This window comes from Gilvimarinus sp. 2_MG-2023 (genome assembly GCF_030547685.1).
Lineage (GTDB): Bacteria > Pseudomonadota > Gammaproteobacteria > Pseudomonadales > Cellvibrionaceae > Gilvimarinus.
In genome coordinates, this window is record NZ_JAUOQM010000021.1 from 111,740 (window position 1) to 136,380 (window position 24,641).

Annotated in this window: 22 protein-coding genes and 1 other RNA gene; 16 read left to right on the plus strand and 7 right to left on the minus strand. The window is 50.6% G+C overall.

All coding sequences use genetic code 11. The annotated features are described in order from the left end of the window. Positions 1-47: 47 nt before the first annotated feature. The 7 genes from Q4526_RS05000 to Q4526_RS05030 form a co-directional block, all read right to left on the minus strand. Positions 48-1,325 (minus strand): aminotransferase class I/II-fold pyridoxal phosphate-dependent enzyme, encoded by a 1,278-nt coding sequence (locus tag Q4526_RS05000; RefSeq protein WP_215975795.1) that lies wholly within the window; start codon positions 1,323-1,325, stop codon positions 48-50. Positions 1,326-1,444: 119 nt separating this feature from the next. Further along, positions 1,445-3,412 carry a M48 family metallopeptidase gene (locus Q4526_RS05005; protein WP_215975796.1) on the minus strand — a complete coding sequence of 656 codons (1,968 nt, stop codon included), beginning with the start codon at positions 3,410-3,412 and terminating at the stop codon, positions 1,445-1,447. Positions 3,413-3,462: 50 nt separating this feature from the next. Continuing rightward, positions 3,463-4,059: a LemA family protein gene (locus Q4526_RS05010; protein WP_215975797.1), complete on the minus strand. Its 597-nt coding sequence runs from the start codon at positions 4,057-4,059 to the stop codon at positions 3,463-3,465. 18 nt (positions 4,060-4,077) lie between these two features. Next, positions 4,078-4,656 carry a BON domain-containing protein gene (locus tag Q4526_RS05015; protein WP_215975798.1) on the minus strand — a complete coding sequence of 193 codons (579 nt, stop codon included), beginning with the start codon at positions 4,654-4,656 and terminating at the stop codon, positions 4,078-4,080. After that, a complete protein-coding gene (locus tag Q4526_RS05020; protein WP_215975799.1) occupies positions 4,656-5,243 on the minus strand; it encodes an SIS domain-containing protein in 588 nt (195 codons plus the stop codon). The genes Q4526_RS05015 and Q4526_RS05020 overlap by 1 nt, the downstream gene beginning before the upstream one ends. Positions 5,244-5,321: 78 nt before the next feature. Then, positions 5,322-5,696 (minus strand): YraN family protein, encoded by a 375-nt coding sequence (locus tag Q4526_RS05025; protein ID WP_215975800.1) that lies wholly within the window; start codon positions 5,694-5,696, stop codon positions 5,322-5,324. Positions 5,697-5,701: 5 nt separating this feature from the next. Continuing rightward, positions 5,702-7,621, minus strand: a complete 1,920-nt coding sequence (locus Q4526_RS05030) for a penicillin-binding protein activator (RefSeq protein ID WP_215975801.1) — start codon at positions 7,619-7,621, stop codon at positions 5,702-5,704. Between the two features lie 49 nt (positions 7,622-7,670). On the opposite strand from Q4526_RS05030, the gene rsmI reads away from it, so the two are divergent. From rsmI to ftsA, 16 genes are all read left to right on the plus strand, one after another. Beyond that, on the plus strand, positions 7,671-8,516 hold the full coding sequence (gene rsmI / locus Q4526_RS05035; protein WP_215975802.1) for a 16S rRNA (cytidine(1402)-2'-O)-methyltransferase: 846 nt from the start codon (positions 7,671-7,673) through the stop codon (positions 8,514-8,516). 32 nt (positions 8,517-8,548) lie between these two features. Further along, an RNA gene (rnpB, locus tag Q4526_RS05040) (RNase P RNA component class A) lies at positions 8,549-8,895 on the plus strand. A gap of 310 nt (positions 8,896-9,205) precedes the next feature. Then, positions 9,206-9,646, plus strand: a complete 441-nt coding sequence (gene mraZ, locus Q4526_RS05045; protein ID WP_215975803.1) for a division/cell wall cluster transcriptional repressor MraZ — start codon at positions 9,206-9,208, stop codon at positions 9,644-9,646. Positions 9,647-9,654: 8 nt separating this feature from the next. Further along, positions 9,655-10,587: a 16S rRNA (cytosine(1402)-N(4))-methyltransferase RsmH gene (gene rsmH / locus Q4526_RS05050; protein WP_215975804.1), complete on the plus strand. Its 933-nt coding sequence runs from the start codon at positions 9,655-9,657 to the stop codon at positions 10,585-10,587. Positions 10,588-10,602: 15 nt separating this feature from the next. Further along, positions 10,603-10,872 carry a cell division protein FtsL gene (ftsL, locus tag Q4526_RS05055; RefSeq protein WP_215975805.1) on the plus strand — a complete coding sequence of 90 codons (270 nt, stop codon included), beginning with the start codon at positions 10,603-10,605 and terminating at the stop codon, positions 10,870-10,872. A gap of 3 nt (positions 10,873-10,875) precedes the next feature. Then, positions 10,876-12,615 (plus strand): penicillin-binding protein 2, encoded by a 1,740-nt coding sequence (locus tag Q4526_RS05060; protein WP_215975806.1) that lies wholly within the window; start codon positions 10,876-10,878, stop codon positions 12,613-12,615. Further along, on the plus strand, positions 12,615-14,099 hold the full coding sequence (locus tag Q4526_RS05065) for a UDP-N-acetylmuramoyl-L-alanyl-D-glutamate--2,6-diaminopimelate ligase (RefSeq protein WP_303609542.1): 1,485 nt from the start codon (positions 12,615-12,617) through the stop codon (positions 14,097-14,099). Before Q4526_RS05060 ends, Q4526_RS05065 begins: the two co-directional genes overlap by 1 nt. 11 nt (positions 14,100-14,110) lie before the next feature. Next, positions 14,111-15,475, plus strand: coding sequence for a UDP-N-acetylmuramoyl-tripeptide--D-alanyl-D-alanine ligase (gene murF, locus Q4526_RS05070; protein ID WP_215975807.1), 1,365 nt, complete (start codon positions 14,111-14,113; stop codon positions 15,473-15,475). Next, positions 15,475-16,557 (plus strand): phospho-N-acetylmuramoyl-pentapeptide-transferase, encoded by a 1,083-nt coding sequence (mraY, locus tag Q4526_RS05075; RefSeq protein WP_215975808.1) that lies wholly within the window; start codon positions 15,475-15,477, stop codon positions 16,555-16,557. Before murF ends, mraY begins: the two co-directional genes overlap by 1 nt. An 8-nt stretch (positions 16,558-16,565) precedes the next feature. Further along, on the plus strand, positions 16,566-17,915 hold the full coding sequence (murD, locus tag Q4526_RS05080) for a UDP-N-acetylmuramoyl-L-alanine--D-glutamate ligase (RefSeq protein ID WP_215975809.1): 1,350 nt from the start codon (positions 16,566-16,568) through the stop codon (positions 17,913-17,915). Then, positions 17,908-19,107 carry a putative lipid II flippase FtsW gene (gene ftsW, locus Q4526_RS05085; RefSeq protein ID WP_215975810.1) on the plus strand — a complete coding sequence of 400 codons (1,200 nt, stop codon included), beginning with the start codon at positions 17,908-17,910 and terminating at the stop codon, positions 19,105-19,107. Before murD ends, ftsW begins: the two co-directional genes overlap by 8 nt. After that, entirely contained in the window at positions 19,104-20,174 is a 1,071-nt protein-coding gene (gene murG, locus Q4526_RS05090) for an undecaprenyldiphospho-muramoylpentapeptide beta-N-acetylglucosaminyltransferase (protein WP_215975811.1), read from the plus strand. The genes ftsW and murG overlap by 4 nt, the downstream gene beginning before the upstream one ends. Continuing rightward, positions 20,167-21,594: a UDP-N-acetylmuramate--L-alanine ligase gene (gene murC, locus Q4526_RS05095; protein WP_215975812.1), complete on the plus strand. Its 1,428-nt coding sequence runs from the start codon at positions 20,167-20,169 to the stop codon at positions 21,592-21,594. The genes murG and murC overlap by 8 nt, the downstream gene beginning before the upstream one ends. Before the next feature lie 22 nt (positions 21,595-21,616). Beyond that, complete coding sequence (locus Q4526_RS05100) at positions 21,617-22,543, plus strand: D-alanine--D-alanine ligase (RefSeq protein ID WP_303604019.1); 927 nt, start codon at positions 21,617-21,619, stop codon at positions 22,541-22,543. Beyond that, entirely contained in the window at positions 22,540-23,355 is an 816-nt protein-coding gene (locus Q4526_RS05105; RefSeq protein WP_215975814.1) for a cell division protein FtsQ/DivIB, read from the plus strand. The genes Q4526_RS05100 and Q4526_RS05105 overlap by 4 nt, the downstream gene beginning before the upstream one ends. A 45-nt stretch (positions 23,356-23,400) precedes the next feature. Continuing rightward, positions 23,401-24,636 (plus strand): cell division protein FtsA, encoded by a 1,236-nt coding sequence (gene ftsA, locus Q4526_RS05110; protein ID WP_215975815.1) that lies wholly within the window; start codon positions 23,401-23,403, stop codon positions 24,634-24,636. Positions 24,637-24,641 lie beyond the last annotated feature (5 nt).

Below are 24,641 nucleotides of genomic sequence, written 5' to 3' on the forward strand. Positions count from 1 at the left end.
GGGGGGATGGCCCGAGCGCTGAACGCAGCCCGGGCCCAGTGGATGTATTAGCCTGCCAGTGCTTGGCGAACAGAAGCCAGCTTAACGCACACCACAAAGACCTCCATGGCACCGACAACCTCTTCAATGGAGGGTACGGAAGGTGCAATGCGTATATTGCGATTTTCTGGGTCATCACCGTAGGGGAAAGTCGCTCCTGCTGGGGTCAATTTGACGCCTGCTTCAGCGGCGAGCTTAACGGTGGCTTTGGCACATCCAGGGCGGGTATCAAAGGAGACGAAATAACCGCCAACAGGCGCTTCCCAATTGCCGAGGTCAGTGCCATCAAAGGCGGTGCCCAGTGCTGACAGTACGGCATCAAAGCGCGGTTGCAGCAGTGCAGCATGCTTTTTCATATGCTTGATCAGTGCGTCGCGATTGGGTAAAAATTGCGCGTGACGTAATTGGTTGACCTTGTCTGGCCCAATCGTACTGGCCCCTAAGAATTTCTTCAGACCGGCTAAATTTTCGGTGCTGGCGGCAGTAAACGCAACGCCGGCGCCGGCGAAGGTGATTTTAGAGGTGGAGGCAAACTGAATAACGCTATGTTCAGTGCCGTGCTTGGCGGTCAGTTCGAAAACGCTGGCCAGCTGTGGTGGGTTCTCCACCAAATCGTGCACCGCGTAAGCGTTGTCCCAAAAAACACGGAAATCGGCGTGAGCTATCTGGCCCAGTTTGGCAATTCGCTCGACAGTTTCGTCGGAGTAAACCACCCCGGTTGGGTTGGAGTACTTGGGAACGCACCACATGCCGCGGATACTGGAATCATTTTTAATCAGCTCTTCAACCGCCTGCATGTCCGGACCATTTGCGGTCATGGGCACGGTGACCATATCGATACCCAGTTGCTCACACACGGTGTAGTGACGGTCATAGCCGGGTACCGGGCAGATGACTTTCGGCTGCTCGGCATTTTTCCAGGCGCTATCGGGACCGGTAAGCCCGAAGTGGTAGGCTGTCATCATGGTTTGATGCATCAAAGTAAGGCTGGAGTTGCCTCCCACGACAATATTGCTGCTGGGCACGCCCATGAGGTCAGAGCCGAGGCGTTTGGCTTCCGCAATGCCGTCCAGGCCGCCGTAGTTACGGGTATCAGTGCCGTCGCTGGCCTTATAGTTGCCCTTTAAAATACCGTCCATGCCGTCCGACAGGGACAGTTGATCTGCAGAAGGCTTGCCACGAGTGACGTCGAGTGAGAGGTTTTTGCCGAGAATAGCGTTGTATTGCTCAGCCAGTTCTGATTCCCAGGCTTTGAGTTGCTCAGCGGTAGCTTGATCCAGTAACAATGGGGTCACCTCAATATTGGTTGCAAAGCGCGCGGGGCGCAGGTGTCGCTATTATAGCGGCACTGGAGCCAAGATTTAAGGTGCCGAAGCAAATACAGTTTTAACAGCGGCGGGATTGATTAGTGATTGCGGGCGAGGTCGGCTCTTAATGGTGGCACTGGGCAGTTTAAGCTATCGGCAACAGCGCGAAAGAGCTCTGCCTCAGCGATGGTGATAACACCGTCAGATTCGATGGCGCGCATCATAGCTTTAAGTAATTGCGGCTTTTGCAAAGGCTTAATTTGATTGAGCTTGTCGAGTGCGCGATCCAGTGTGTGAGTATCCAGCTGGAATAAATCGATCAAGGACAGCTCACTTAAACGCAGCTCTTGGCAGGCGGCGGTAAAGGCTTTTTGGCAGTGTTGTAAATTGTCGCTGCTGGCATGACTCATAAACGATAGCAATGTGGCGCACTCGCCGCGCAACTGACGAATACTGAGTGAACCACTGCGGTGCTGAATTGCCCCTAGGTGATGTTGGATAATACGTCTGACCGACCACTCCATGACATTAGTTTCTTGGTCGGCTTCAATTAATGTGTCGATGGCGGTCAAGAAGTTCCGGTGCTGTGTGTGGCTTAGGTTTTTTAATGCCGGCAGTGCCAGCTCAATTAGCGGCAGGCGCAAATGGATTTCAATTTTTTGCGCGCGCTGGGCTGTGGACGCTAATTGGTTAAGCTCTGTTGTAGGGTAGAGTTCGGTTAGGGCGCGCCACTGTTGCCCGCGCAGTTGTTGATCGTTATCCAGTAGCAGGCCAAAGACCACCGCACGCGCAGAAAATGGATCGTGAGCTGCAGCGTGCAATACATCGCTAATGCTTGCCATGGTTGACTGGGCCTGAGCCAAGTCTTCCGTGCTGGGTTGGCCGATATTGTCGACCGCGGCTGTCATATGTTCGCTGTGAAAACTGGCGGCACTTGCAGCGCTGAAGCCACTGACTTGTGCGCTGGCATTTGATGGTTCGCCTTGTTCAGGCGTCGCCGTAGTAGTGCTAGCCTTGCCCGCACTGGGGTAATCACCGTTCCATTCTGGTTGCACGCGCTTAATACGCTCGGGAAGTGGTGGGTGAGTGGCCATCAGGCTATTGAAAGCGGTGGAAACCCCCTGGCCAAAATACATATGGCTAAACTCGGCGCAGTGCTTGGCTTCCATTCGACTGCCAGCGGGTAGGCCGCCGATTTTTTTTAGCGCGCCAGCAATGCCACTGTTGTCGCGAGTAAATTGAACTGCGGAGGCATCGGCCAAAAATTCCCGTTGACGGCTGACGGCGGCTTTGATCAAACTGCCGAAAAACGTACCGGCATAACCAATTACCATTAGCGCTAAGCCTGCGCCTATAACAGCTCCCTGAGAGTTGTTTTTGCTGGAGCGGCCAGAGCGGCGATACAAAGAGCCGCGCAGTATATATTGACCGATAAGACCGAGTAATAAAATGCCGTTTAGTAAAGCGACCAAGCGCATATTTAAGCGCATATCGCCATGGAAAATGTGGCTGAACTCGTGGGCGACAACACCTTGTAGCTCATTGCGGTTGAGCTGTTCAATGCAGCCTCGCGTGACTCCAATCACCGCATCCTGAGGCGTGTGCCCCGCGGCGAAAGCGTTAATGGAGGCCTCTTCCAGCACGAATACTGGTGGCACGGGTGTGCCCGAGGCGATAGCCATCTCTTCGACCACATTCAGTAGTTGTTTTTCCGCGTAGTCGTTTGTGTCGTGATTGATCTGTCGACCGCCTAAAGCCTCGGCCACTGTGCTGCCACCACCGTTTAGCTGGAGGTACTTATAAATGCCTCCGAGCACCACAACGGTTATGACCATCAGGGCGATCCCTGTAGCGGTCTGCCAGCTTATCAATGTGTCCAGTTTTTGCAAAAATGTCATGCCGGCCGTTTCCATCACAAATAAGCTATTACCGGTTTGCAAATAATAAGTGATGCCAATAAAAAGCACTGTGGTGACGGCTATTAATGAGAGGACGGCCAGCCCAAGCAGAAAAACCAGGTTGCGTGTATTTTTCTTGGCAATGTCTTGCTGCTCAAAAAAGTTCATGGCGGCTCTCATTAATCATCAGTAGGCACTGAGGTGGTTACATAGAACCTTTAAAATTGAACTTTAGGAGCTTGTTGGATTTGCTCGCTGTCTTCAAATTCGAGTAGGCTGGCGTCTTCACTGTGACCCAATACGCCGGCCAGGGCAACCGGTGGGAAGCTTTGCTTATAGGTGTTGTAGTTCATAACCGAATCGTTAAACGCTTGGCGTGCAAACGCAATGCGATTTTCGGTGCTGGTTAATTCTTCCGATACCTGTTGCATATTGGCTGAGGCTTTTAGGTCGGGATAGGCTTCCATTACCATGTTCAACCGGCCCAGTGCGTTGGAGAGAACCCCCTCTGTCCCAGCTAATTGCGCCATGGCGCCGGCATCACCAGGGGACGCTGATGCGGCACTTAAGCCTGCCATTGCCTGATTGCGCGCCTCTGTGACAGCGGTCAGGGTTTCGTTTTCATGGGCGAGATATGCTTTCGCGGTTTCCACGAGGTTAGGGATTAAATCGTAGCGGCGTTTTAATTGCACCTCAATTTGAGCGAAGGCATTTTCAAACCGGTTCTTTAAGCTGACGAGCTTGTTGTAAATGCCAATGGCGTAAAAAACAATAACAGCCACGACGACTAAAAATACAATCGTTGAGATATCCATAATGATAGTTCCTGTCAGTTAATCGATGTATTCAAAAACTCTAACAACTTTTTGGACTCCGCCGGTGTGGCGGGCAATGTCGGTGATCACTTTTGCTTCAGCGTGAGTCACCAATCCCATTAAAAAAACAGTATTGTTTTCTGTGATGATATTCAGGCGCCCGCCGTCAATGTCACGGTTGGTGAGAAGCTTGGATTTGATTTTTGTGGTTAGCCAACTGTCGTTAGCGCCGTCCAACAGAGAGATAGGGGCTTGAACTTGCAGCTCGTTGTGCACTTGGCGAACATTGGGCAACTTTTTAACCGTAGCCCCTGCCAGTTCACGCATATCACTGGTGGGGACTTGTCCTACCAGCAAGACAACCGCATTAAAACTGTGTGCGCTGACCGGCGCTTGGTCGAGCAGAGCGTGCGCCTTATCGATATTGACAGAGGCTATAGTTTCAATTTGTTGATCATCAATCTTAACGCCGAGCGAGCGCTTACCTGGGTCAATGGTAATAGGCTCGTTTGTTGTGGCGCCGATAATGCTCGTACAGCCTGAGCTAATCAGGATGGTCATTAAAAGCCATAGCGGAAATAGAAATTTCAATGGCATTACTCATGGCCTCCAAATAATTGTTGTTCGATAAGGTCGCACAAACAAAAAAGCGTGAGTAGGTGCACCTCATGAGTTCTGGCGTAGGACATTTCGGGGGCCCTTAATTCAACATCGCGGTTGTCCAGCAAGGCCACAATATCGTCACTGTTCCGTCCCGTTAACGCAATAACTGGCATGTCGCGGTCGTGGGCGGCGCTGATCGCTTGCAGTAGATTACTGGCGTTACCGGCCGCACTCAAGACTACTAGAACATCGCCCGGGTTGCCTAGCGCGCGGATTTGCTTTGCGTAGATTTCATTAAAGGTATAATCGTGCGCGATGGCGGACTGAGTAATGTGATCGGCGCCGATGTTTAGAGCGGGAAGGCTGGGCCTTTCTTGCTCAAATCGGTTGATCAGCGTGGAGGAGAACGTCTGGGCTAGGGCCGCACTGGCGCCATTGCCGCAGGTTAGGATTTTGCCATCTTGCAATAAACTTTCAACGATTAACTCTGAGCTGTGAGCAATCAGCGGAGCCAGTTGTTCGCCGGCCTGCATCTTGGCTTCAATACTTTCGTGAAAGAGGGTAATGACCCTTTGTTCCATATCTGACCTTATTTCGCTTTTGCTACGTTGCGTGCGCCGCTGGTATGAAGGGGCAGCGCTCGCTGTGATGGCCTTGCTTTAAAAGTGGAAAGCGTTACTTATCCATTCTATAGAGGTGTTTGCTTCCAATGAGTTCAATGCTACCACATCAAAGCGACAAGGTACCTTATCCACTAGGTTTTCCTGCTGGAGGTAGTGCTGGGCGGTGGCCCACAGTCTTGCTTGTTTGGCGCTATTGACGCTCTCAGCGGCACTGGTAAATTGCCGGTTGCGCCTCAGGCGTACTTCGATAAAAACCAAGGCGTCGCCATCGCTCATAATGAGGTCAATTTCACCTCGGGGGCCTGCGTAATTACGCGCCAGCAATTGCAGTCCCTGTTGCTTTAAATGCTTGAGGGCTAAATCTTCCGCACAGGCCCCTGAGGATTTATTATTTCTCTTGAGCCAACTCACAGCGGTTATGACTCGTCGGCTGTTGTGGCCAGTGGTTGTGTGTTCAAGCGCTGTGCCGTGCCATCGCGAAATTCAGCCCACACAGATTGTCGATTGATCTGCCGGTCTGGGCTCATGCTGAGGATCCCTGTGGCACCCTCGAGGCGAGTTTGTGGTAGTCGCTTTAGTTGCGGTAGGCGAGGGTAAAGGTGAAATGCGTCTATCCCGAGCGCATGGAGCCTATTATAGGCATCGGGCGCATCAGTGTAAGAGTTAATGTTTTGGGTTTCGGTGCCGTCGTCGAAAAGCCAGGGCAGGGTGCTGAAGCGTATACCGTTTAGATCGCGATCGCTTTTGGGGTTGGGCTCACCGGTGTAAATTTGGCTGGTGGCAATCACGGGAATGTCGCCGGCGTAGTGGAAGGCCAGCGTGGGTTTTATTTGTCGCGCTTCTTTGGGGGTGGCAATTAAGAAGATAACGTCAATATCTTTACGTCGCCGGGGCTCAAACTCCATATTGGTGTAAATGGCACTGCGCAATTGTTGATGACGCTCCTCGCTATCATCAATGCGTAACGCTGATTTGATCACGCCAGAAAAATCACCGACTCCAATATAGCGGCTGTCGAGAATGACCTCGCCGCCGTTACCTTCCCAGTGTTCAATAAAGGTCTGCACGCTGCGTTCAGCCCAGTCAATATCTGGGGCAATAATCATTGCGCGCTTGTGCCCCGATAGATGGGCCAGCTGGGCAATTTGTTCAGCCTCATCCTCTGGCGCCAGGCCAAATTGGTAGAGTTCAGGAGTGAACAGCTGTGGGTTGTGGCGAGTGGGCAGGACCAGTGTCGGTAAATTTAGTCGGGGGGGTTCACTGGTATTTATATCTTGCTGGTTCAGCGCTAGTACCGGTACGGGCAGCTGGACGCGAGCGGCTAGCTGCTCGACATTCTCCTTGGCCAGGGGGCCAATAATCAGTTCAGCCCCCTCTCTTGCTGCTTGGTCAACTAAAAGATTGATGTCTACACCGCTGGTGTCATATTGGCGCACACTGGGCTTGGGTTCGTCTTGGCCAAGGTTGTAGTAGGCCGCTAAAAACCCATCGCGCACAGCTGTGGCCGCACTCGCTAGACGCCCCTGACGTGGTAATAATAAGGCGATTTTTTGCGGCTGTTGGGCGATAAGCGCGTTGAGTAGCCGTAAGTCACTAGGGGTATTCAAGCTTGCTGGATGCTGTGGCCATTGATCCTGCCATTGTTTTACGCTGCGCAATTGTTCGGTGAGATTGGCAGCATTGTTGCGGCTAATGTAAGCGAGCTCGGCCCAGCCACGCAATTCGTGTTGCTCGGCACTGCGTAGGTTTTCCAACTCTGATAGCGCCAGGCTCATTAAATCCTGCCAGATGGCTTCATTGTTGTACTGCTGGCTGTTGGCATCGGCTAAAAAGTGTCCCAGCTCAAGCCGAGCCGATAAACTTTGACGGTAATCCCCCAGTAGGCACTCGATTTCGGCGCGCCTTTGCAAAAGACGCTGCTGTTGGGCGGGGGGCTGTAGGGTCCAAATGGCGTCTAGGCGAGGAGCGGATAATAGTTGTCGGGCGCGAAGAAAATGGCCCGATTGAATCGCGGCGGCACTGAGTGTGTCGGTGTACTGAAGGAAGGTGAAGTCACCGATGAGGTCGGGGTCGATAGACTGAATAAGATTGAAAGCCCAGTCATCCTGATCTTGTTCGAGTAGCAATTGGGCGGCGTCGAGTAGTATTTTGGGGCGTTCGGTGGCGCTAGCTTGGCGCGCCTGGCGAACCAAGTTGTTAACTTTTTCCTCCAGAGCACTTTCGCTCAGTGTCTGGGTGCCTGAGTCTGTTTCGGGTTTGTCTACTTGATTTGAGCAGCTTGCCAGTAGTAGAGGAAAGGCGAGGGCCGCGAGTATCAGTGATAGCTTTCTTTGCATAGAGTAACTCGTCTTAATGTTAGACTGCTCGTTTTGGGCGGAAACTGTTATGACCAACTCCGTGGGAACCTTATATGTAGTGGCGACGCCTATCGGCAATCTGTCCGATATGGTGCCGCGCGCCGAACAAGTGCTCCGGGCGGTCAGCCTGATAGCCTGTGAGGATACCCGACACAGTGCCAGATTGCTGGAACATTTTAACATCCCGACGCGTACTACGGCCTATCACGACCACTCCGATGATAAAAAAACCGACCAGTTGTTGGCGCTGCTGGATAAAGGCGAAGACCTGGCGCTGATTAGCGATGCGGGGACTCCCCTGGTGTCTGACCCCGGCTACCGCTTAATTCGCCGTGCGCGCCAACAGGGTTATCGAGTGGAGCCGGTACCGGGTGCTTGCGCTTTAATTGCAGCACTCAGTGCCGCTGGCCTGCCTTCTGACCGCTTTATCTTTGAAGGTTTTTTGCCCGCCAAGGCGGTGGCCAGACGCCAGCGACTGGAGGCTTTGGCGGCGGAGCCTCGCACACTTATTTTTTACGAGGCCCCCCACCGGGTACTGGAGAGCTTACGGGCGATGCAGGAGCTATTTGGCGACGAGCGGGAAGTAGTGATTGCCCGGGAGATCAGCAAAACCTTCGAGACGATTGTGGGGCACCCTTTGCACATGATGGTTGATTGGGTGGAGAGCGATAAAAATCAGCAGCGTGGGGAGATTGTGTTGCTGGTGCACGGCGCCGCCGAGCGCCCTCAGGCTATCGATGAGAGAGCAGCGCACACCATGAGGGTTTTGCTGGAAGAGTTGCCGGTTAAGAAAGCCGCCGCTTTGGCCGCAAAACTCACTGGTCTGCGTAAAAATGAGCTTTATCAATGGGCGCTGGACAACGCAAAAGCTTGACTTTTATACCGCTGCGGTTATTGTGTTGCCACGGAGTCGGCTCGGCAGTCGCTGCCTGTTTACAGGTGGAGGAAAGTCCGGGCTCCATAGGGCAGAGCGCCAGGTAACGCCTGGGAAGTGTGAGCTTACGGAAAGTGCAGCAGAGAGTAGACCGCCTAAGCGCGCAAGCGCCGGTAAGGCTGAAAGGGTGCGGTAAGAGCGCACCGCGCGACTGGTAACAGTTCGTGGCATGGTAAACCCCGCTCGGAGCAAGACCAAATAGGAATCCATTGGTGTGGCCCGCACTGGATTCGGGTAGGTTGCATGAGGTGTCCGGTGACGGGCATCCCAGATGAATGACTGTCCACGACAGAACCCGGCTTACAGGCCGACTCCGTATTACCTTTCTTATACTTTTATTGTCTGATACCCCCCTATTTTTAATTCAAAATAATACCAAACTTAAAGTAGTTTCTTAAGAGTTGCTTGTAACCACCTGAAAATGCAAGATTTCCACTTGTCTTTCCTGCTGCTTTATCGGCCGGTTGGCCGATGTTGGCCGCAACTTCCCCCTGTTTTTGTGAATTTTAGCCGCAATTTCCCGACCTGTTGCTTGACTTTGTTTCCACCCGATTTATAGTGTGCCAATGTGGAGAAAAGTGGGTAATAGTGGTTTTTAGTGGGCTGCAGGACCTAATAAGTGGTGAATTGTGTTTACAGGTAACTATTCCATCAATATGGACGCCAAAGGGCGCATGGCGATACCGACCAAGGTAAGAGAAGGGTTGGTGGATCTGTGTGCCGGTCGTTTGGTGGTTACTGCCCACACCGAAGACAAGTGCTTGTTGGTGTACCCCGAACCACGCTGGAAAGAAATACTGCCCGCTATTCAGGCGCTGCCGGCCATGAACCGCCAAGTGCGACGAGTTCAGCGTTTGCTGATAGGTCATGCCTGTTCGCTGGAAATGGACGGCAATGGTCGGGTGTTGGTGCCGCCGACCCTACGCGCTTATGCGAATTTGGATAAAAAGCTAATGTTGGCGGGTCTGGGAGACAAATTAGAACTGTGGGATGAGGCGACGTGGACCGCTCAGATGGAAGAGCCGGGCGACGACGACATGCCTGCAGAATTACAAACGCTGGTGCTGTAGGAGGCCCTATGAAGCTACAGCCCCATATAACCGTACTTGAGCAAGAGGCGGTTGAGTCGCTGGTGATCGATCCGGCGGGTTTTTATATTGACGGGACTTTTGGGCGCGGCGGTCATTCGGCGCAGATTCTGCAAAACCTAGCGCCTGAGGGGCAGTTGCTGGCTATTGATAAAGATGTTGACGCCATTGCGGTGGCGAGCGAGCGCTTTGCCGATGAGCCGCGTTTTGAAATCGCCCACTGCAGCTTTGCACAGATGCGTTCTTTGGTTGAAGAGCGCGGCTTGATGGGCAAGGTGTCGGGCGTTTTACTCGATTTGGGGGTGTCGTCGCCGCAATTGGATGAGCCGGAGCGCGGTTTTAGTTTTTTACATGACGGCCCTCTCGACATGCGGATGGATCAAACCCGAGGCCAGAGTGCTGCCGAGTGGGTGAACACCGCTAGCGAAGCCGAATTGGCTCGCGTTATGAAAGAGTATGGCGAAGAGCGTTTCTCCAAACGAATGGCGCGAGCTTTGGTGGCGGAGCGCGAAAAGTCACCCATTGAGCGAACTGGCCGCTTGGCGCACATATTAAAAGAAGCAAACCCTGCCTGGGAGAAGGGGAAACACCCTGCCACCCGGGCATTTCAGGGAATACGAATTCACATTAACAGTGAGCTGTCAGATCTTGAGTCCACCTTGGATCAGGCGCTCGAAGTTTTGGCCGTTGGCGGTCATTTGGTGGTGATTAGTTTTCACTCGCTGGAAGATCGGTTGGTTAAGCGATTTATTCGTCGCCAAGAAAAAGGTGACCCTGTACCGCGCGATATACCGCTGATGGACAGTCAGTTAAATCGACGTTTAAAAAGTCGCTCCAAGGCGGTTAAGGCTGGTTCCGACGAGCTCGAGAAAAACATACGGTCGCGCAGTGCAGTGATGCGTGTGGCCGAAAAAATTGCGTGATCGGGGCGTTTACTTGTGACGGCTCGATGGTTGGTTGTGGCGCTCTGGTTCAGCTGTGTGATATCGGCCTTGATGGTGGTTCATGTAACTCATCAGGTGCGCAAAGAAACAGATCAGCTGGAAGGTTTGCGTCGAGAGTCGGCCCACTTGCAGGTGGAGTGGGGGCAGTTTTTGTTAGAGCAGAGTACCTGGGCCTCTTATTCTCGGGTGCGTACAGAGGCCGAACGGGAGCTGCAAATGCAGGTGCCGGAGTCGGGTCAAATAATATTTGTGGGGAAGGAATAATAGATGCAGCAGCAGCGCTTACAGTCGTGGCGTTTTTACAGCGTGGTTATTGCCATGCTGCTGCTGGCTGCCGTCTTGTTGTGGCGGATGGCATCGCTACAGGTGTTGCCCGATGCTGACCGTGGTTTTGAGTTTTTGCAGGGCCAGGGTGAGGCTCGAACAGTAAGAACCGAGCCTATCAGTGCTTATCGCGGTGTAATTACCGATCGCAATGGCGAGCCTTTGGCGGTGAGTACGCCGGTAGAGTCTATTTGGGCCAACCCTAAGGTTTTGCTTCAGCACCCCAAAGATTGGTCGCGATTAGCGCAGGCGCTGTCCTGGGATAAGGCCATGCTGGAGTCACGTTTAGTCAAATTCAGCGCAAAAGAATTTATGTACCTGGAGCGCCATCTCCCCCCACATGAAGCGGCGACAATTCTCGATCTGGGTATTGATGGAGTCTATGCCCAGCGTGAATATCGCCGTTACTATCCAGCCGGTGAAGTGACGGCCCATTTAGTGGGTATGACCGATATCGATGATCGCGGTCAGGAGGGGATGGAATTAGCTTACGACGCATGGCTCACGGGTGAGTCGGGCGCCAAACAAGTTATGAAAGATTTGCGTGGCCGAACCATTAAAGAGCTGGGGTTGATTAAGTCCGCGCGCAGCGGTCAAGCCATGGCGTTAAGTATTGATCTGCGATTGCAGTATGTGGCGTATCGCGAGCTCAAGCAGGCGGTTGCTAATTTTGGTGCCAAGGCGGGCTCTGTGGTTGTGCTCAATGCAAAAACCGGAGAGGTCTTAGCGATGGCAAACCAGCCGTCTTACAATCCTAATGATCGCAGTAATATCGCCCCTGCAAGTTTACGTAATCGCGCCATCACAGATGTGTTTGAACCGGGGTCAACCATTAAGCCATTGGCCGTTTTGGCTGCGTTAGAGACGGAGCAATTTAAGCCATACACCGTGATAGATACCACGCCTGGGTACGTTCAAGTGGGGCGGAAAACACTACTTGATCCGGTCAATTATGGTGAGCTGGACATTACCCGGATTATTGCCAAGTCAAGCCAAGTGGGTATGACTAAAATGGCGCTGCAATTAGAGCCTGACGTCGTTCGCGATATGTACTACCGGTTGGGTCTAGGGCAAGGCACCGGAACCGGCTTTCCCGGTGAGGCGGTGGGTGTGTTACCGGAATATGATCGCTGGCGACCCATTCAGCAGGCGACCTATGCATTTGGCTACGGGCTGAATTTAACCGTTGTGCAGTTGGCGCAAGCGTACGCAGTGATTGCCAATGAAGGTGTAAAGCGCCCAGTGAGTTTATTGCGCACGGATAAATCCCCGCCCGGACAGAAAGTTGTAGAAGCTCATTATGCTCGCGATGTTATGAAAATGTTGCGCAAGGTGGTTAGCGATGACGGCACTGGCAGCAGAGCTTTTATCGATTCCTATTCAGTTGCTGGGAAAACCGGTACCGCGCATAAAGCGGATGCTGGCGGTTATGCTGATCATCTATATATTGGCTCGTTTGTTGGAGTAGCACCGGCCGATGATCCGGAAATTATTGTTGCGGTCATGATTGATGAGCCACGAGATACCAAGTATCACGGTGGTCAGGTAGCGGCTCCAACATTTGCCAAAATTACCGAAGATGCTTTGCGTCTGCTGCAAGAACCCCCTCATAGCAAGCCTGTTCGTCTTAGTGTTAGTCCTAAGTCGGTTGATCAGCTTGCCGCTCACGGGGTGGCATTATAATGCGCGCGACGACAATGAAAATAGAGTCGCTGCTAGAGGAATCTCCATCCTCATTGGCGAAGCAAACGTTTACGGGTATTACCTTAGACAGCCGTAATGTGTTGCCGGGTGACCTGTTTATCGCCTTGCAAGGAGCACGCATTAATGCGGTCGATTACATAGATGACGCGATAGAGGCTGGGGCCGTTGCAGTGCTGGCGGATAAGCGTGGGTTTGATGATCATTTTAATGCACGATCAGTCGTGTGGATTGATCAGCTGGATAAAAAGCTCAGTCATATAGCTGGAATCGTCTTTGGCGACCCTAGCGCATCGATGGACGTGATCGGCATTACCGGCACCAATGGTAAAACAACAACAGCGTTGCTGATTGCTCAGTTAATGAGTTTGGTGGGAAAGAATGCCGCAAGTTTAGGTACATTGGGCTATGGAAAACCTCAAAGGGAAATAACTGCAACTGGGCTAACAACGCCTGACGCGATTACTGTTCAGCGAGCTTTGCAAGAGCTGGCCGCTGATGGTGTTGACGCCTTGGCTATGGAAGTTTCTTCTCATGCACTGGTACAGCACCGGGTAAAAGACATACGAATTACCACGGCTATTTTTACCAATTTATCTCACGATCATCTCGATTATCACGGTGATTTTAAGCAGTACGGTAAAGCTAAAGCTAAATTGTTGAAAAGCCGAGGCCTGAAGCACGCAATTTTGAACCTTGATGATGTGTGGTGTGCTGGCCTGCAGAAGCGGGCGGCTAAATATGCCGAGTGTTTTACTTATTCAATACATAATCCTAAGGCAGATTTATATTGTCACTCGTTGCAATATTCATGCAGTGGTGTTTCCGGTCGTATCGAATTTCGCGGTGAATCGGCATCATTTAATTCACCGCTAATTGGTGAATTTAATGCGAGTAATTTATTGGCGGCCATAAGTGCGATATTAATTCGCGGCTATGATCTTAAGCGAGTCGTACAATACGTACCGCTTTTGAAGTCGGCGCCGGGTCGCATGGAGCAGGTACAGCTGGGTCCGGAGCAAGGTGTGCAAGTTGTGGTTGATTACGCTCACACACCGGATGCACTCATAAAAGCATTGCGAGCGTTGCGCTTACATGCAGACGGCAGTGTCTGGTGTGTTTTCGGTTGTGGTGGTGATCGCGATGTCGAAAAAAGATCTATTATGGGACGCGCCGCGGAAAAATCCTCTGATTATATAATTGTGACTAACGATAACCCTCGAAGCGAAGACCCTGCTGCTATTGCAGCTCAAATCGTTGAGGGTATGCACAATCCGGAGCGCTGCCTGGTTATTCCCGATAGAGAGAAAGCTATAGAGTTAGCGGTACAGCAAGCCGCAGCGGGCGATGCTGTTCTTATTGCCGGTAAAGGGCATGAGCAGGTCCAGATTTTTGCTGACAAAGAGAGCCGTTTTAACGATGTGGAGTGCGCAATAAGCGCTCTACAAAAACGGGGAGGCGCATAATGATTGGCACTATGACAATTGCTCAATTGCGCGATGATTTTTCTCGCTATGCAGCGGCTCTTGCTACTGGTAACAGTCAGTCCTTTCAACAAGTGGGTATTGATTCGCGCAAAATAAAAGCGGGTGATTTTTTCGTCGCACTGCGCGGCCCCAATTTCGATGGCCATGCGTATTTGCAGCAGGTACAAGAAAAAGGGGCTGTAGGTGCCTTGGTTGATACGGTTGACCCCGATTGTGATTTACCTCAGTTGCAAGTAGACGACACTGTATTGGGGTTGGGTGAATTGGCTCGTATTAATCGCCAACGTTTTACCGGCCCGGTAATTGCAGTTACAGGCTCCAGCGGTAAAACAACGGTTCGAACAATGGTTGATGGTATCTTGCGTGAGCAAGGCCCTGTGCTGTCGACTCAAGGTAACCTCAATAATCATATTGGTGTGCCACTTACGTTACTGCGTTTATCGGGCAATGAGAGTTTTGCGATTGTCGAGATGGGAGCAAGTAGCATTGGCGAAATAGCTTACTTGTGTGAACTTGCCCTGCCTGATGTCGGTTTGGTCAATAATGTTATGCCTGCTCATCTAGAGGGGTTTGGTTCTCTAGAGGGAGTGGCGGAAGCCAAAGGTGAAATTTATCAGGGTGTTAAAGCTGATGGTTGTTGTGTGATTAATATCGATGACCAGTTTTCCGGTCAGTGGTTGTCGCAGATCAAAAAACGAACACTGCTTACATTCTCGCTGAACAATACCCAGGCCAACTGTTATGCATCGAATATTCAAACTTCAGCCAGTGGTTTGAGCTTTGATTTGCAATTGTTGGGGCGCACTTTACCAGTACAACTTCCGGTTAGTGGTTACCATAATGTTCGCAATGCCTTAGCTGCAGCCTGCTGCGCTTATGCTGTTGGAGCCCGAGATGAATCTATTGTTGAGGGGCTTGCTCGGTTTAATCCGGTTGATGGGCGAATGAAGTTTTGCGCGGGCCCTCATGGCAGTACCATTATTGATGACTCCTACAATGCCAATCCAGGTTCGGTGCGTGCGGCAATTGATGTTTTGGCAGAGATTAAAGGTGTGAATATTTTAGTTATGGGAGATATGGGTGAGCTGGGTGATGAGTCCTATTTGCATCATGCCGACATAGGTGCATACGCTTCAGAAAAATCCCTACAAGCTGTATTTACTATCGGTTCAATGGCAAAGGCTGTGGCGGAACACTTTGATGGGCCGTGTAAACATTTTGAGACGCAGGATGATCTTATCAGTCATTTATTATGTGTGATGACTGACAGCGACTGCACTGTATTAATTAAAGGCTCTCGTAGCGCGCGTATGGACTTAGTCGCCGAGGCATTGATTCGCGGGGAAGATATCTAATGTTGCTCTGGTTGGCTGAAAACTTACAAGAATACAACAGTCACTTTTTTGTGTTTCAGTACCTGACGTTGCGCGCTATTTTGAGTGTTATGACCGCCTTAGGCATTTCATTGTTAATGGGCCCCTGGATGATTCGTAAATTGAATCAGTTGCAAATAGGGCAGTCAGTGAGAGACGACGGACCTCAATCGCATCTGACCAAGTCGGGCACGCCGACCATGGGTGGTACTTTAATTCTGGCGTCTATCTTTATCAGTACTTTGTTGTGGGCTGATTTGGCAAATCGATATGTATGGGTAGTGTTGATGGTGACCGCAGTATTTGGTGCTGTGGGCTGGGTGGATGATTACCGAAAAGTAGTACAAAAAAATTCGCGTGGGTTACCAGCGCGCTGGAAATACCTGTGGCAATCGGTTGGGGGTGTTGGTGCTGCCGTTTTTTTGTATATGACTGCAACGGAAGCGGTAGAAACTCAATTGTTTTTACCCTTTTTGAAAGACTTTGCGTTGGAGTTGGGTGTTTTTTATGTGGTGCTGACCTACTTTGTCGTGGTCGGGTCAAGTAACGCGGTGAACCTAACCGATGGTTTAGATGGCTTGGCCATTATGCCGTCGGTGATGGTGGCGGGTGCTCTCGGTGTGATTGCCTATGTCACTGGGCACTTTGAATTTGCACAGTACCTGCATATTGCTCATGTGCCTGGCAGTGGTGAGCTGGTGGTTTTTTGCGCTGCGTTGTGCGGCGCGGGTTTAGGTTTTCTCTGGTTTAACACCTATCCCGCACAGGTGTTTATGGGTGATGTGGGCGCGCTGTCGCTGGGCGCTGCACTGGGCATTATTGCTGTCATCGTGCGTCATGAAATAGTGTTTTTTATTATGGGTGGCGTTTTTGTTATGGAAACCGTCTCGGTGATTTTGCAAGTAGGTTCATATAAATTGACCGGCCGACGAATTTTTCGAATGGCGCCACTGCACCACCATTTTGAGTTGAAAGGTTGGCCGGAACCACGAGTGATTGTGCGGTTTTGGATTATCACCGTTATGTTGGTCCTGTTTGGGCTGGCGACACTGAAATTACGTTGAGGTTAAGCGTGAGTGAGCTGATTGCAACAAGTAGATGCGTAGCAGTTATAGGCACCGGAATTACCGGCCTGTCTGTTGCGCGCTTTTTGCAAGAATCAGGGCAGCGTTTTACGTTTTTTGATACACGCGAACTGCCACCCAATGCCACTCTTATCGCTGAGCAGTTTCCCGATGTGCATTGTGAGTTTGGCTCGTGGGATGAGTCGTTGCTCTTGTCCATGGACGAAATTATTGTCAGCCCAGGGGTGAGTCTGAAAGAGCCACGGCTGGCGCTGGCGAAAGCACAGGGCGTGGCAGTGTTGGGTGATATCGATCTATTTGTGCAACATGCAAAAGCTCCCATTATCGCTATTACCGGGTCAAATGCTAAAAGTACGGTCACCACATTAGTGGGAGAAATGGCCCAGGCGCAAGGGGTAAATGTTGCTGTCGGTGGAAATTTAGGCACGCCTGCGCTGGATTTATTGAATGATGCCATAGAGTTGTATGTGTTGGAGTTATCCAGCTTTCAGTTGGAGACTACATCCAAGCTCGGTGCGCAGGTTGCCAGCATTCTCAATATCAGTCCCGACCATATGGATAGATATGACTCCATACCTGCCTATCATGCGGCTAAACAACGAGTGTATTTTGGTGCGCAGCAGGTGGTTGTCAATCGACGTGATATTTTAACCCATCCTCCAATTGCAGCGGATGTAACGGTCACCTCTTTCGGAGGCAGTGCTGACTTTAAAAATATGGGGCTGCAGGTGCGTGAAGGGGAAGCATGGCTTTGCGATCAGCTCACTCCTTTAATGCCGGTCGGCGAGTTGAGTATTGTCGGCAGTCATAATGTCGATAATGCACTGGCTGCATTAGCTATAGGCAAAGCGGCAGGCTTCACGCAAGAGGCTATGGTTCAGGCGTTGCGTTCATTTAGAGGTTTACCTCATCGCTGTGAGCCCGTTGGTGTTATCGACGACGTTAAGTTTATCAATGATTCTAAGGGCACCAATGTCGGTGCCACCTTGGCCGCTATTAACGGATTGGCTAATCCCTCGGCAAAGTTGGTAGTTCTGTTGGGCGGAGTAGCCAAAGATGCTGATTTTTCAGCGTTAAAGCCTGTGTTAATGCAACAGGCTCGCCATGTGATTGTATACGGCCAAGATGCATCGTTATTGGCAGAGGCTTTACAGGGGGTGCCTGGTTTGGTGCAAGTGGCCGGTATGGCTGAGGCCTTTGACTCTGCCCGAAAGTTTGCTCAACCCAAAGATAGCGTGCTCTTAAGTCCGGCTTGTGCAAGTTTTGATGAGTTCGATAATTATATTCAGCGCGGGGAAATTTTCTCCCGCTGGGTGGGAGAGGCTGCGAATGGTTAAGTGGCAGCCGCTTTTGCCCGCTAGTGAACCAGACTGGAAGCTTCTGCTTTTATGGGGCGCGCTGGTGTCTGTGGGTATTGTTATGGTGGCCTCCGCCTCTATTGCCTTTGCTTCGGCGTACTATGGCAATGCGTTTTATTTTGTGGAGCGCCACATAATTTTTCTCGTTATGGGGGTCACCAGTGCAGCGGTTGTGTTTTTAGTGCCGGGTGAGCTTTGGCAAAAGCTGGGTGAGCCCCTGTTAATTGTAGCGATAATGCTTTTGGTTGTTGTATTAATCCCCGGAATTGGGAAAAAAGTGAATGGTTCGCAACGCTGGATTAGCTTTGGGTTTTTTGCGGTGCAGATTTCAGAGCTGGCTAAATTTGCGGTGATTATATTCTTCGCCAGTTATTTTTCGAGACGTCAGCCAGTGGCTGTTAGCAGTTGGAAAGAGTTTGGTGCTTTAATTGCTGTGTTGGGGGTGCTACTTGCCCTTTTAATACTGGAGCCGGATTTTGGTAGCACAGTTGTGATTGGTGCGACCAGCATCGCCATAATGTTTATTGCAGGTTTAAAGCTTAGGTATTTTTTACCTATGGCACTGGGTGCTTTGGGGATGCTGGCTGCGCTGGCAGTTGCTAGTCCATATCGATTGAAACGGTTGGTGACATTCTTAGATCCTTGGGCAGATCAATTTAATTCAGGCTATCAACTGACCCAGTCATTAATCGCGTTTGGGCGCGGCGAGTGGTTTGGTGTTGGCTTGGGTAATAGTGTACAAAAGTTGTTTTTTTTGCCTGAGGCTCATACCGATTTTATTTTTGCCATTATTGCAGAAGAAATCGGGTTAATAGGCTGTGTATTGTTGTTGGCAATATTCGCCGGGCTTATAAAGCGCACTTTGACAATTGCCAGCCGCTGCTACAATCGACATTTATTTTTTTATGCCTATGCCTGTTTTGGTGTGGCGATTGTTTTGTCGCTGCAGGTGTTTATTAATGTGGGAGTGTCTTGTGGCTTATTGCCCACTAAAGGCTTGACCTTACCGTTTATTAGCTACGGCGGTAGTAGCTTGATCATTTGTTGTTCGATGCTGGCCTTGGTGATGAGAGCGTCGATGGAAGCCAATGTGGTGCCGCAGACGCAAACAGCTGTGACTAATCCATCGCGCTTGCGACGAGAGTCAATGGTTGCAGGAGAAATGTCATGACACGGGTGGTTATTATGGCTGGTGGTACCGGTGGCCATGTGTTTCCTGCGCTCGCTCTCGCTGATGAGTTGCGTCGCCGCCAAGTACTTGTATCTTGGCTGGGAACAAAAGCGGGTATTGAGTCACGTTTAGTGCCCCAGGCGAATATTGACATCGACTACCTCAGCGTTGAAGGCGTTCGTGGCCGAGGGCTCTTAGGATTGTTAAAGGCCCCATTTTTTATTGGGCGAGCTATTGTTCAGTCATTAAAAGTTTTAAAGAGTTTAAAGCCGGATGTGGTAGTTGGATTTGGTGGATTTGCATCTGGCCCCGGAGGTGTTGCTGCAAAGCTTTTGGGTGTTCCTTTGGTGATTCATGAGCAAAATGCCATTGCCGGTACAACGAATAAAATTTTGAGCCGTGTGGCCATTAAAACACTGACCGGATTTGAAAATGTGTTCGCGCAAGGTCTGTGGGTCGGTAATCCAGTTCGAGCGAGTATTCAGGCTCTGCCAGAGCCGAGTGTGCGATACGCCGCGCGTGGAGAAGAGCCTTTGCGACTATTGGTGCTGGGAGGGAGCTTGGGGGCGTTAGCTATTAATGAGTTAGTGCCTAGCGCCGTTGCATTAATAGAGGAGAGCCAGCGTCCACAAATTCGTCACCAGTGTGGCGCCAAGCATGTTGAGATAACATCAGCCGCTTATGTGAAAGCCCAAGTAAAGGCGAAAGTTGAGCCTTTTATTGAAGATATGAGTGAAGCGTATGGATGGGCTGATTATGTTATTTGCCGGGCCGGGGCGCTCACAGTGGCAGAACTGGCATCGGCAGGGGTGGCCGCCTTACTTGTGCCTTTACCCAGCGCTATTGATGACCACCAGACGCATAATGCCGCCGTATTAGCCGGGGGCGGCGCTGCACTCAGTGTGGCACAACGCGATTTAAACTCACAAACATTAGCTGATTTGCTGCACCAGCACTGCGCTAAGCGCTCAACACTTTTAGGCATGGCAGAAAATGCGCGAAAAGTGGATCGCCCTGAAGCGGTGCAAAGTGTGGCAAATCAGATTGAGGAATTGGCGAATGGATAAGTCCATAACCTATTACGAAGTTCCAGAAATGCGCCGTATTCGCCGTATTCATTTTATTGGTATTGGGGGCGCAGGCATGAGTGGTATTGCCGAAGTGCTGTTAAATCAAGGATATGAGATTTCTGGATCAGATTTAAAAAAATCCGATGTCACTGAGCGTTTACAGTTAATGGGTGCACAGATATTTATCGGTCATAGTGCATCCCATGTTGCCGGTGTTGATGTGGTAGTGAACTCTAGTGCGGTGGGAGAGCACAACCCTGAGATGGTGGCGGCACGCGATAAACGTATCCCTATTGTTCGTCGTGCAGAAATGCTTGCGGAATTAATGCGTTATCGGCACGGTATTGCTGTAGCTGGCACGCACGGCAAAACTACCACAACCAGTTTAATGGCGTCGGTGCTGGCTGCAGCGGATAGACACCCCACCTATATAATTGGTGGGGTCGTGAATAGCTCAGGCAGTAATGCCCAGCTGGGCGAAAGCCGGTATTTAGTAGCCGAAGCTGATGAGAGCGATGCATCGTTTCTACATTTGCAGCCAATGGTCGCTGTGGTTACTAATATTGATGCCGATCATATGGATACTTATGGCGGAGATTTCTCCAAGCTCAAGCAAACCTTTGTCGAGTTTCTGCATAACTTGCCATTTTATGGTGTGGCTGTGGTCTGCGGTGATGATCCCGTAGTGCAAGAGATTCTGAATGATGTGTCGCGTGCGGTAGTCACCTATGGCTTTTCTGAGCATTGCGATATACGTGCCATCGATGTTCATCAAAATAAAATGCTATCGACTTTTAATGTCGTGGGTTCAGGTTTGAGTGAACCCTTAAGTGTCAAAATTAATATTCCAGGTGAGCACAACATATTAAACGCCTTGGCGGTTGTTGCAGTTGCCTTGGATGAAGGGGTGAGTCCACAGGCAATAGTGCAGGGCTTGGAAAGCTTCACTGGTGTTGGGCGGCGGTTTCAGGTGTATGGCGAGTTTCCGGTTTCTGAAGGCAACGCTATGCTAGTGGATGATTATGGTCATCATCCTCGAGAGGTGGCCGCCACTATTAAAGCCATTCGTGATGGTTGGCCAGACCGGCGTTTGGTGATGGTATATCAACCGCATCGTTTTTCTCGTACGCGCGATCTATTCGAAGATTTTGTCGACGTGTTATCGGGGGTCGATGCTCTGGTAATGCTTGAAGTTTACAGCGCCGGCGAAGAGCCCGTGCCCGGTGCCGATGGCCGTACTTTATGTCGAAGTATTCGCAACCGAGGCCTAATCGACCCCATTTTTGTTGAGGGCGTCGATGGTGTGCCCGCTGTTATTCAAGATGTTGTACAAGCTGGGGATATTGTCATAACTCAGGGGGCCGGTAATGTCGGCGCTCTGGCGGTTGAGTTGGCCAAGCGTCAACTTATTAATTAGTGATAGTGAAGGAAATTATTCAGTGTCGGAAGTAAATACACAAAAATACGGTCGAGTTGGCGTTTTGTACGGTGGCAACTCGGCTGAGCGTGAAATCTCTCTGAAAAGTGGTGCGGCAGTACAGTCGGCGCTGGAAGGGCAGGGTGTTTATTGTGTGGGTATCGACATTGGTAAAAACAGCATCGTGGAATTGCAGGCTGCCGAGTTAGATCGAGCATTTATTGCATTGCATGGCCCCGGAGGTGAAGACGGTAAAATTCAAGCCGTTTTAGAGTACCTAGAAATACCATTTACCGGGAGTCGAGTTCAGGCGTCGGCTATTGCTATGGATAAACTCAGAACCAAGCAGTTGTGGCAGGCCATGGGCGTGTCGACACCTGATTTTGCAGTTCTTGATGACGATACCGATTGGGCCGCGGTAATAGAAAGATTGGGTGGCGACGTTATGGTTAAGCCCGCCCATGAAGGTTCCAGTATTGGCATGTCAAGAGTGAATACGGCGAGTGCTTTACATCGAGCCTATCAATTGGCTGCTGAGTACGATGGCTTGGTCATCGCAGAGAAGCTCATTGTAGGCGCTGAATACACCGTGGCCATTTTAGGCGATAGGGCTTTGCCCCCCATAAAATTGGAAACGGGGCATACTTTTTATGATTTTGAGGCTAAATATGTCACGGGTGATACACAATATATTTGTCCTTGTGGCTTGAGCGATGAGCAAGTGGAAACTTTGCAATCCTTGGCGTTAAACGCGTTTCAGTCGATTGGTTGTCGCGGCTGGGGGCGGGTGGATGTGATGGCTGATGCCAACGGTAATTTTTATATGTTGGAGGTGAACACGGTGCCCGGAATGACCGAGCACTCTTTGGTGCCAATGGCGGGCAAAGCGAAAGGGCTGAATTTTTCTGAGCTCACATTGGCCATTCTAGAAGAGACTCTGGCCGGATGAATAAGCCCGCTAATCGCTCTAGAAATATACGTCAAGCAACCCCTAGACGTGGGGCCGAAATTTATTCCGGTCGCATGGCTGGGTTAGTGAAGGTGCTGGGGCGGCTGGTGCTGGCAGGGTGTGTCGTTGCTAGCATAGTTGGTGCTTATTTTTACGGTGATAAAGTTTGGCAGCACGGTGTTCAACAGCCGGTAGAGTCGGTCAAAGTTGAAGGTGAGTTTAAGCACTTGTCACGTGACGAGGCGAGCCGATTGATTGGGGAGGCAATTAATCAAGATTTCGTCAACCTTAATATTGCGCAACTAAAAAAATTGATAGAGCAGCACCCATGGGTTGAAAGGGCGATTGTAGCGCGTGGCTTATCACGTACTTTACGAGTCACCATCATTGAGCAGACACCGATAGCGGTGTGGGGTGAAGCGGGGTACCTGAATCAACGTGGACAAGTTATTCATACCGATAAGGTGCAAGGCTTGGCAGAGTTGCCGGTGTTGGATGGGCGAGAGCAAGATTCAGAAAAAATTATGCGTCAGTTTCAAGATTTGTCGCAAATGGTTCGTTCGCGCAATTTAGGTGTTCGTCAATTGTGGGTGGACGAGCTGGGGAGTTGGACCGTTAAGCTGGATGGTGGTGTGCAACTCATGCTGGGAAAAGATCAGTTACCTGAAAAAGTACAGCGGTTTTTAGTAGTGTATGACGAATATTTAGTGCAGCGATTTGATGCTGTTGAACGCGTGGATTTACGCTATGCCAATGGTTTGGCGGTGGCTTGGTCGGACAGTTATAACGTGTCCGTTGAAGTGGCGGGTTAAGACCCATGACAACACATAAAGATTTGGGGAAAAGAGGTCCAAATAATGGCAGGCTCTAACGACAATAAAATGATTGTTGGGCTGGATATCGGCACTTCCAAAGTGGTGGCCATAGTCGGGGCAATTACACCCGAAGGCGATTTGGAAATTGTTGGTATTGGCTCTTGCCGCTCAAACGGTTTGAAAAAAGGTGTGGTGGTCAATATTGAGTCGACAGTCCACTCCATACAGCGAGCCGTAGAAGAGGCGGAATTGATGGCAGGGTGTCAAATTCATTCTGTTTATGCGGGTATTGCCGGTAGCCATATTCGCAGTTTGAATTCGCACGGTATTGTGGCGATTAAAGACCGCGAAGTTTATACCCAGGATATAGACCGGGTGATTGATGCCGCACAAGCCGTAGCCATTCCTGCAGATCAAAAGATCCTACATATTTTGCCGCAAGAGTTTTTGATTGACGATCAAGAAGGCGTTAAAGAGCCCTTAGGGATGAGTGGCGTTCGCTTAGAGGCAAAGGTGCACTTGGTGACCTGTGCGGTCAATGCTGCGCAAAATATCGATAAATGTATTCGGCGCTGCGGGCTGGATGTTGAAGACATCATTTTGGAACAATTAGCGTCTAGCTATTCGGTATTAACCGACGATGAGCGTGAGCTTGGGGTTTGCATTGTGGATATCGGTGGCGGTACAACCGATATTGCTATCTTTACCGATGGTGCGATTCGTCACACGGGTGTCATTCCAATAGCAGGTGATCAAGTTACCAATGATATCGCCATGGCCTTGCGTACACCTACTCAAAATGCCGAAGAGATTAAAATAAAATACGCTTGTGCGTTAGCTAAATTAACAGGCCCTGATGAAACCATTAAGGTGCCAAGTGTTGGCGAGCGCGCACCTCGCAACTTGTCTCGCCAGGCCCTGGCTGAAGTGGTCGAGCCGCGTTATGACGAGCTGTTTACGTTGGTGCAAGCCGAGGTTCGTCGCAGTGGGTTTGAGGATATGATTCCCGCGGGCATTGTGCTGACGGGCGGTACCGCAAAAATGGAAGGCGTTGTTGAGCTGGCAGAGGAAATTTTTCATATGCCGGTGCGCCTGGGGGCCCCACAAAATATTACGGGCTTATCCGATATTGTGAACAATCCTATTTATTCTACCGGTGTGGGGCTATTGCAATACGCATTAAAGCAACACCAGGGTGAACACTCTGCCACACCGGCCAGTGAAAGCGAGCCTAACCTGCTCGCTAAACTGAAAAAAATGTTTCAAGGTGAATTTTAATTTTT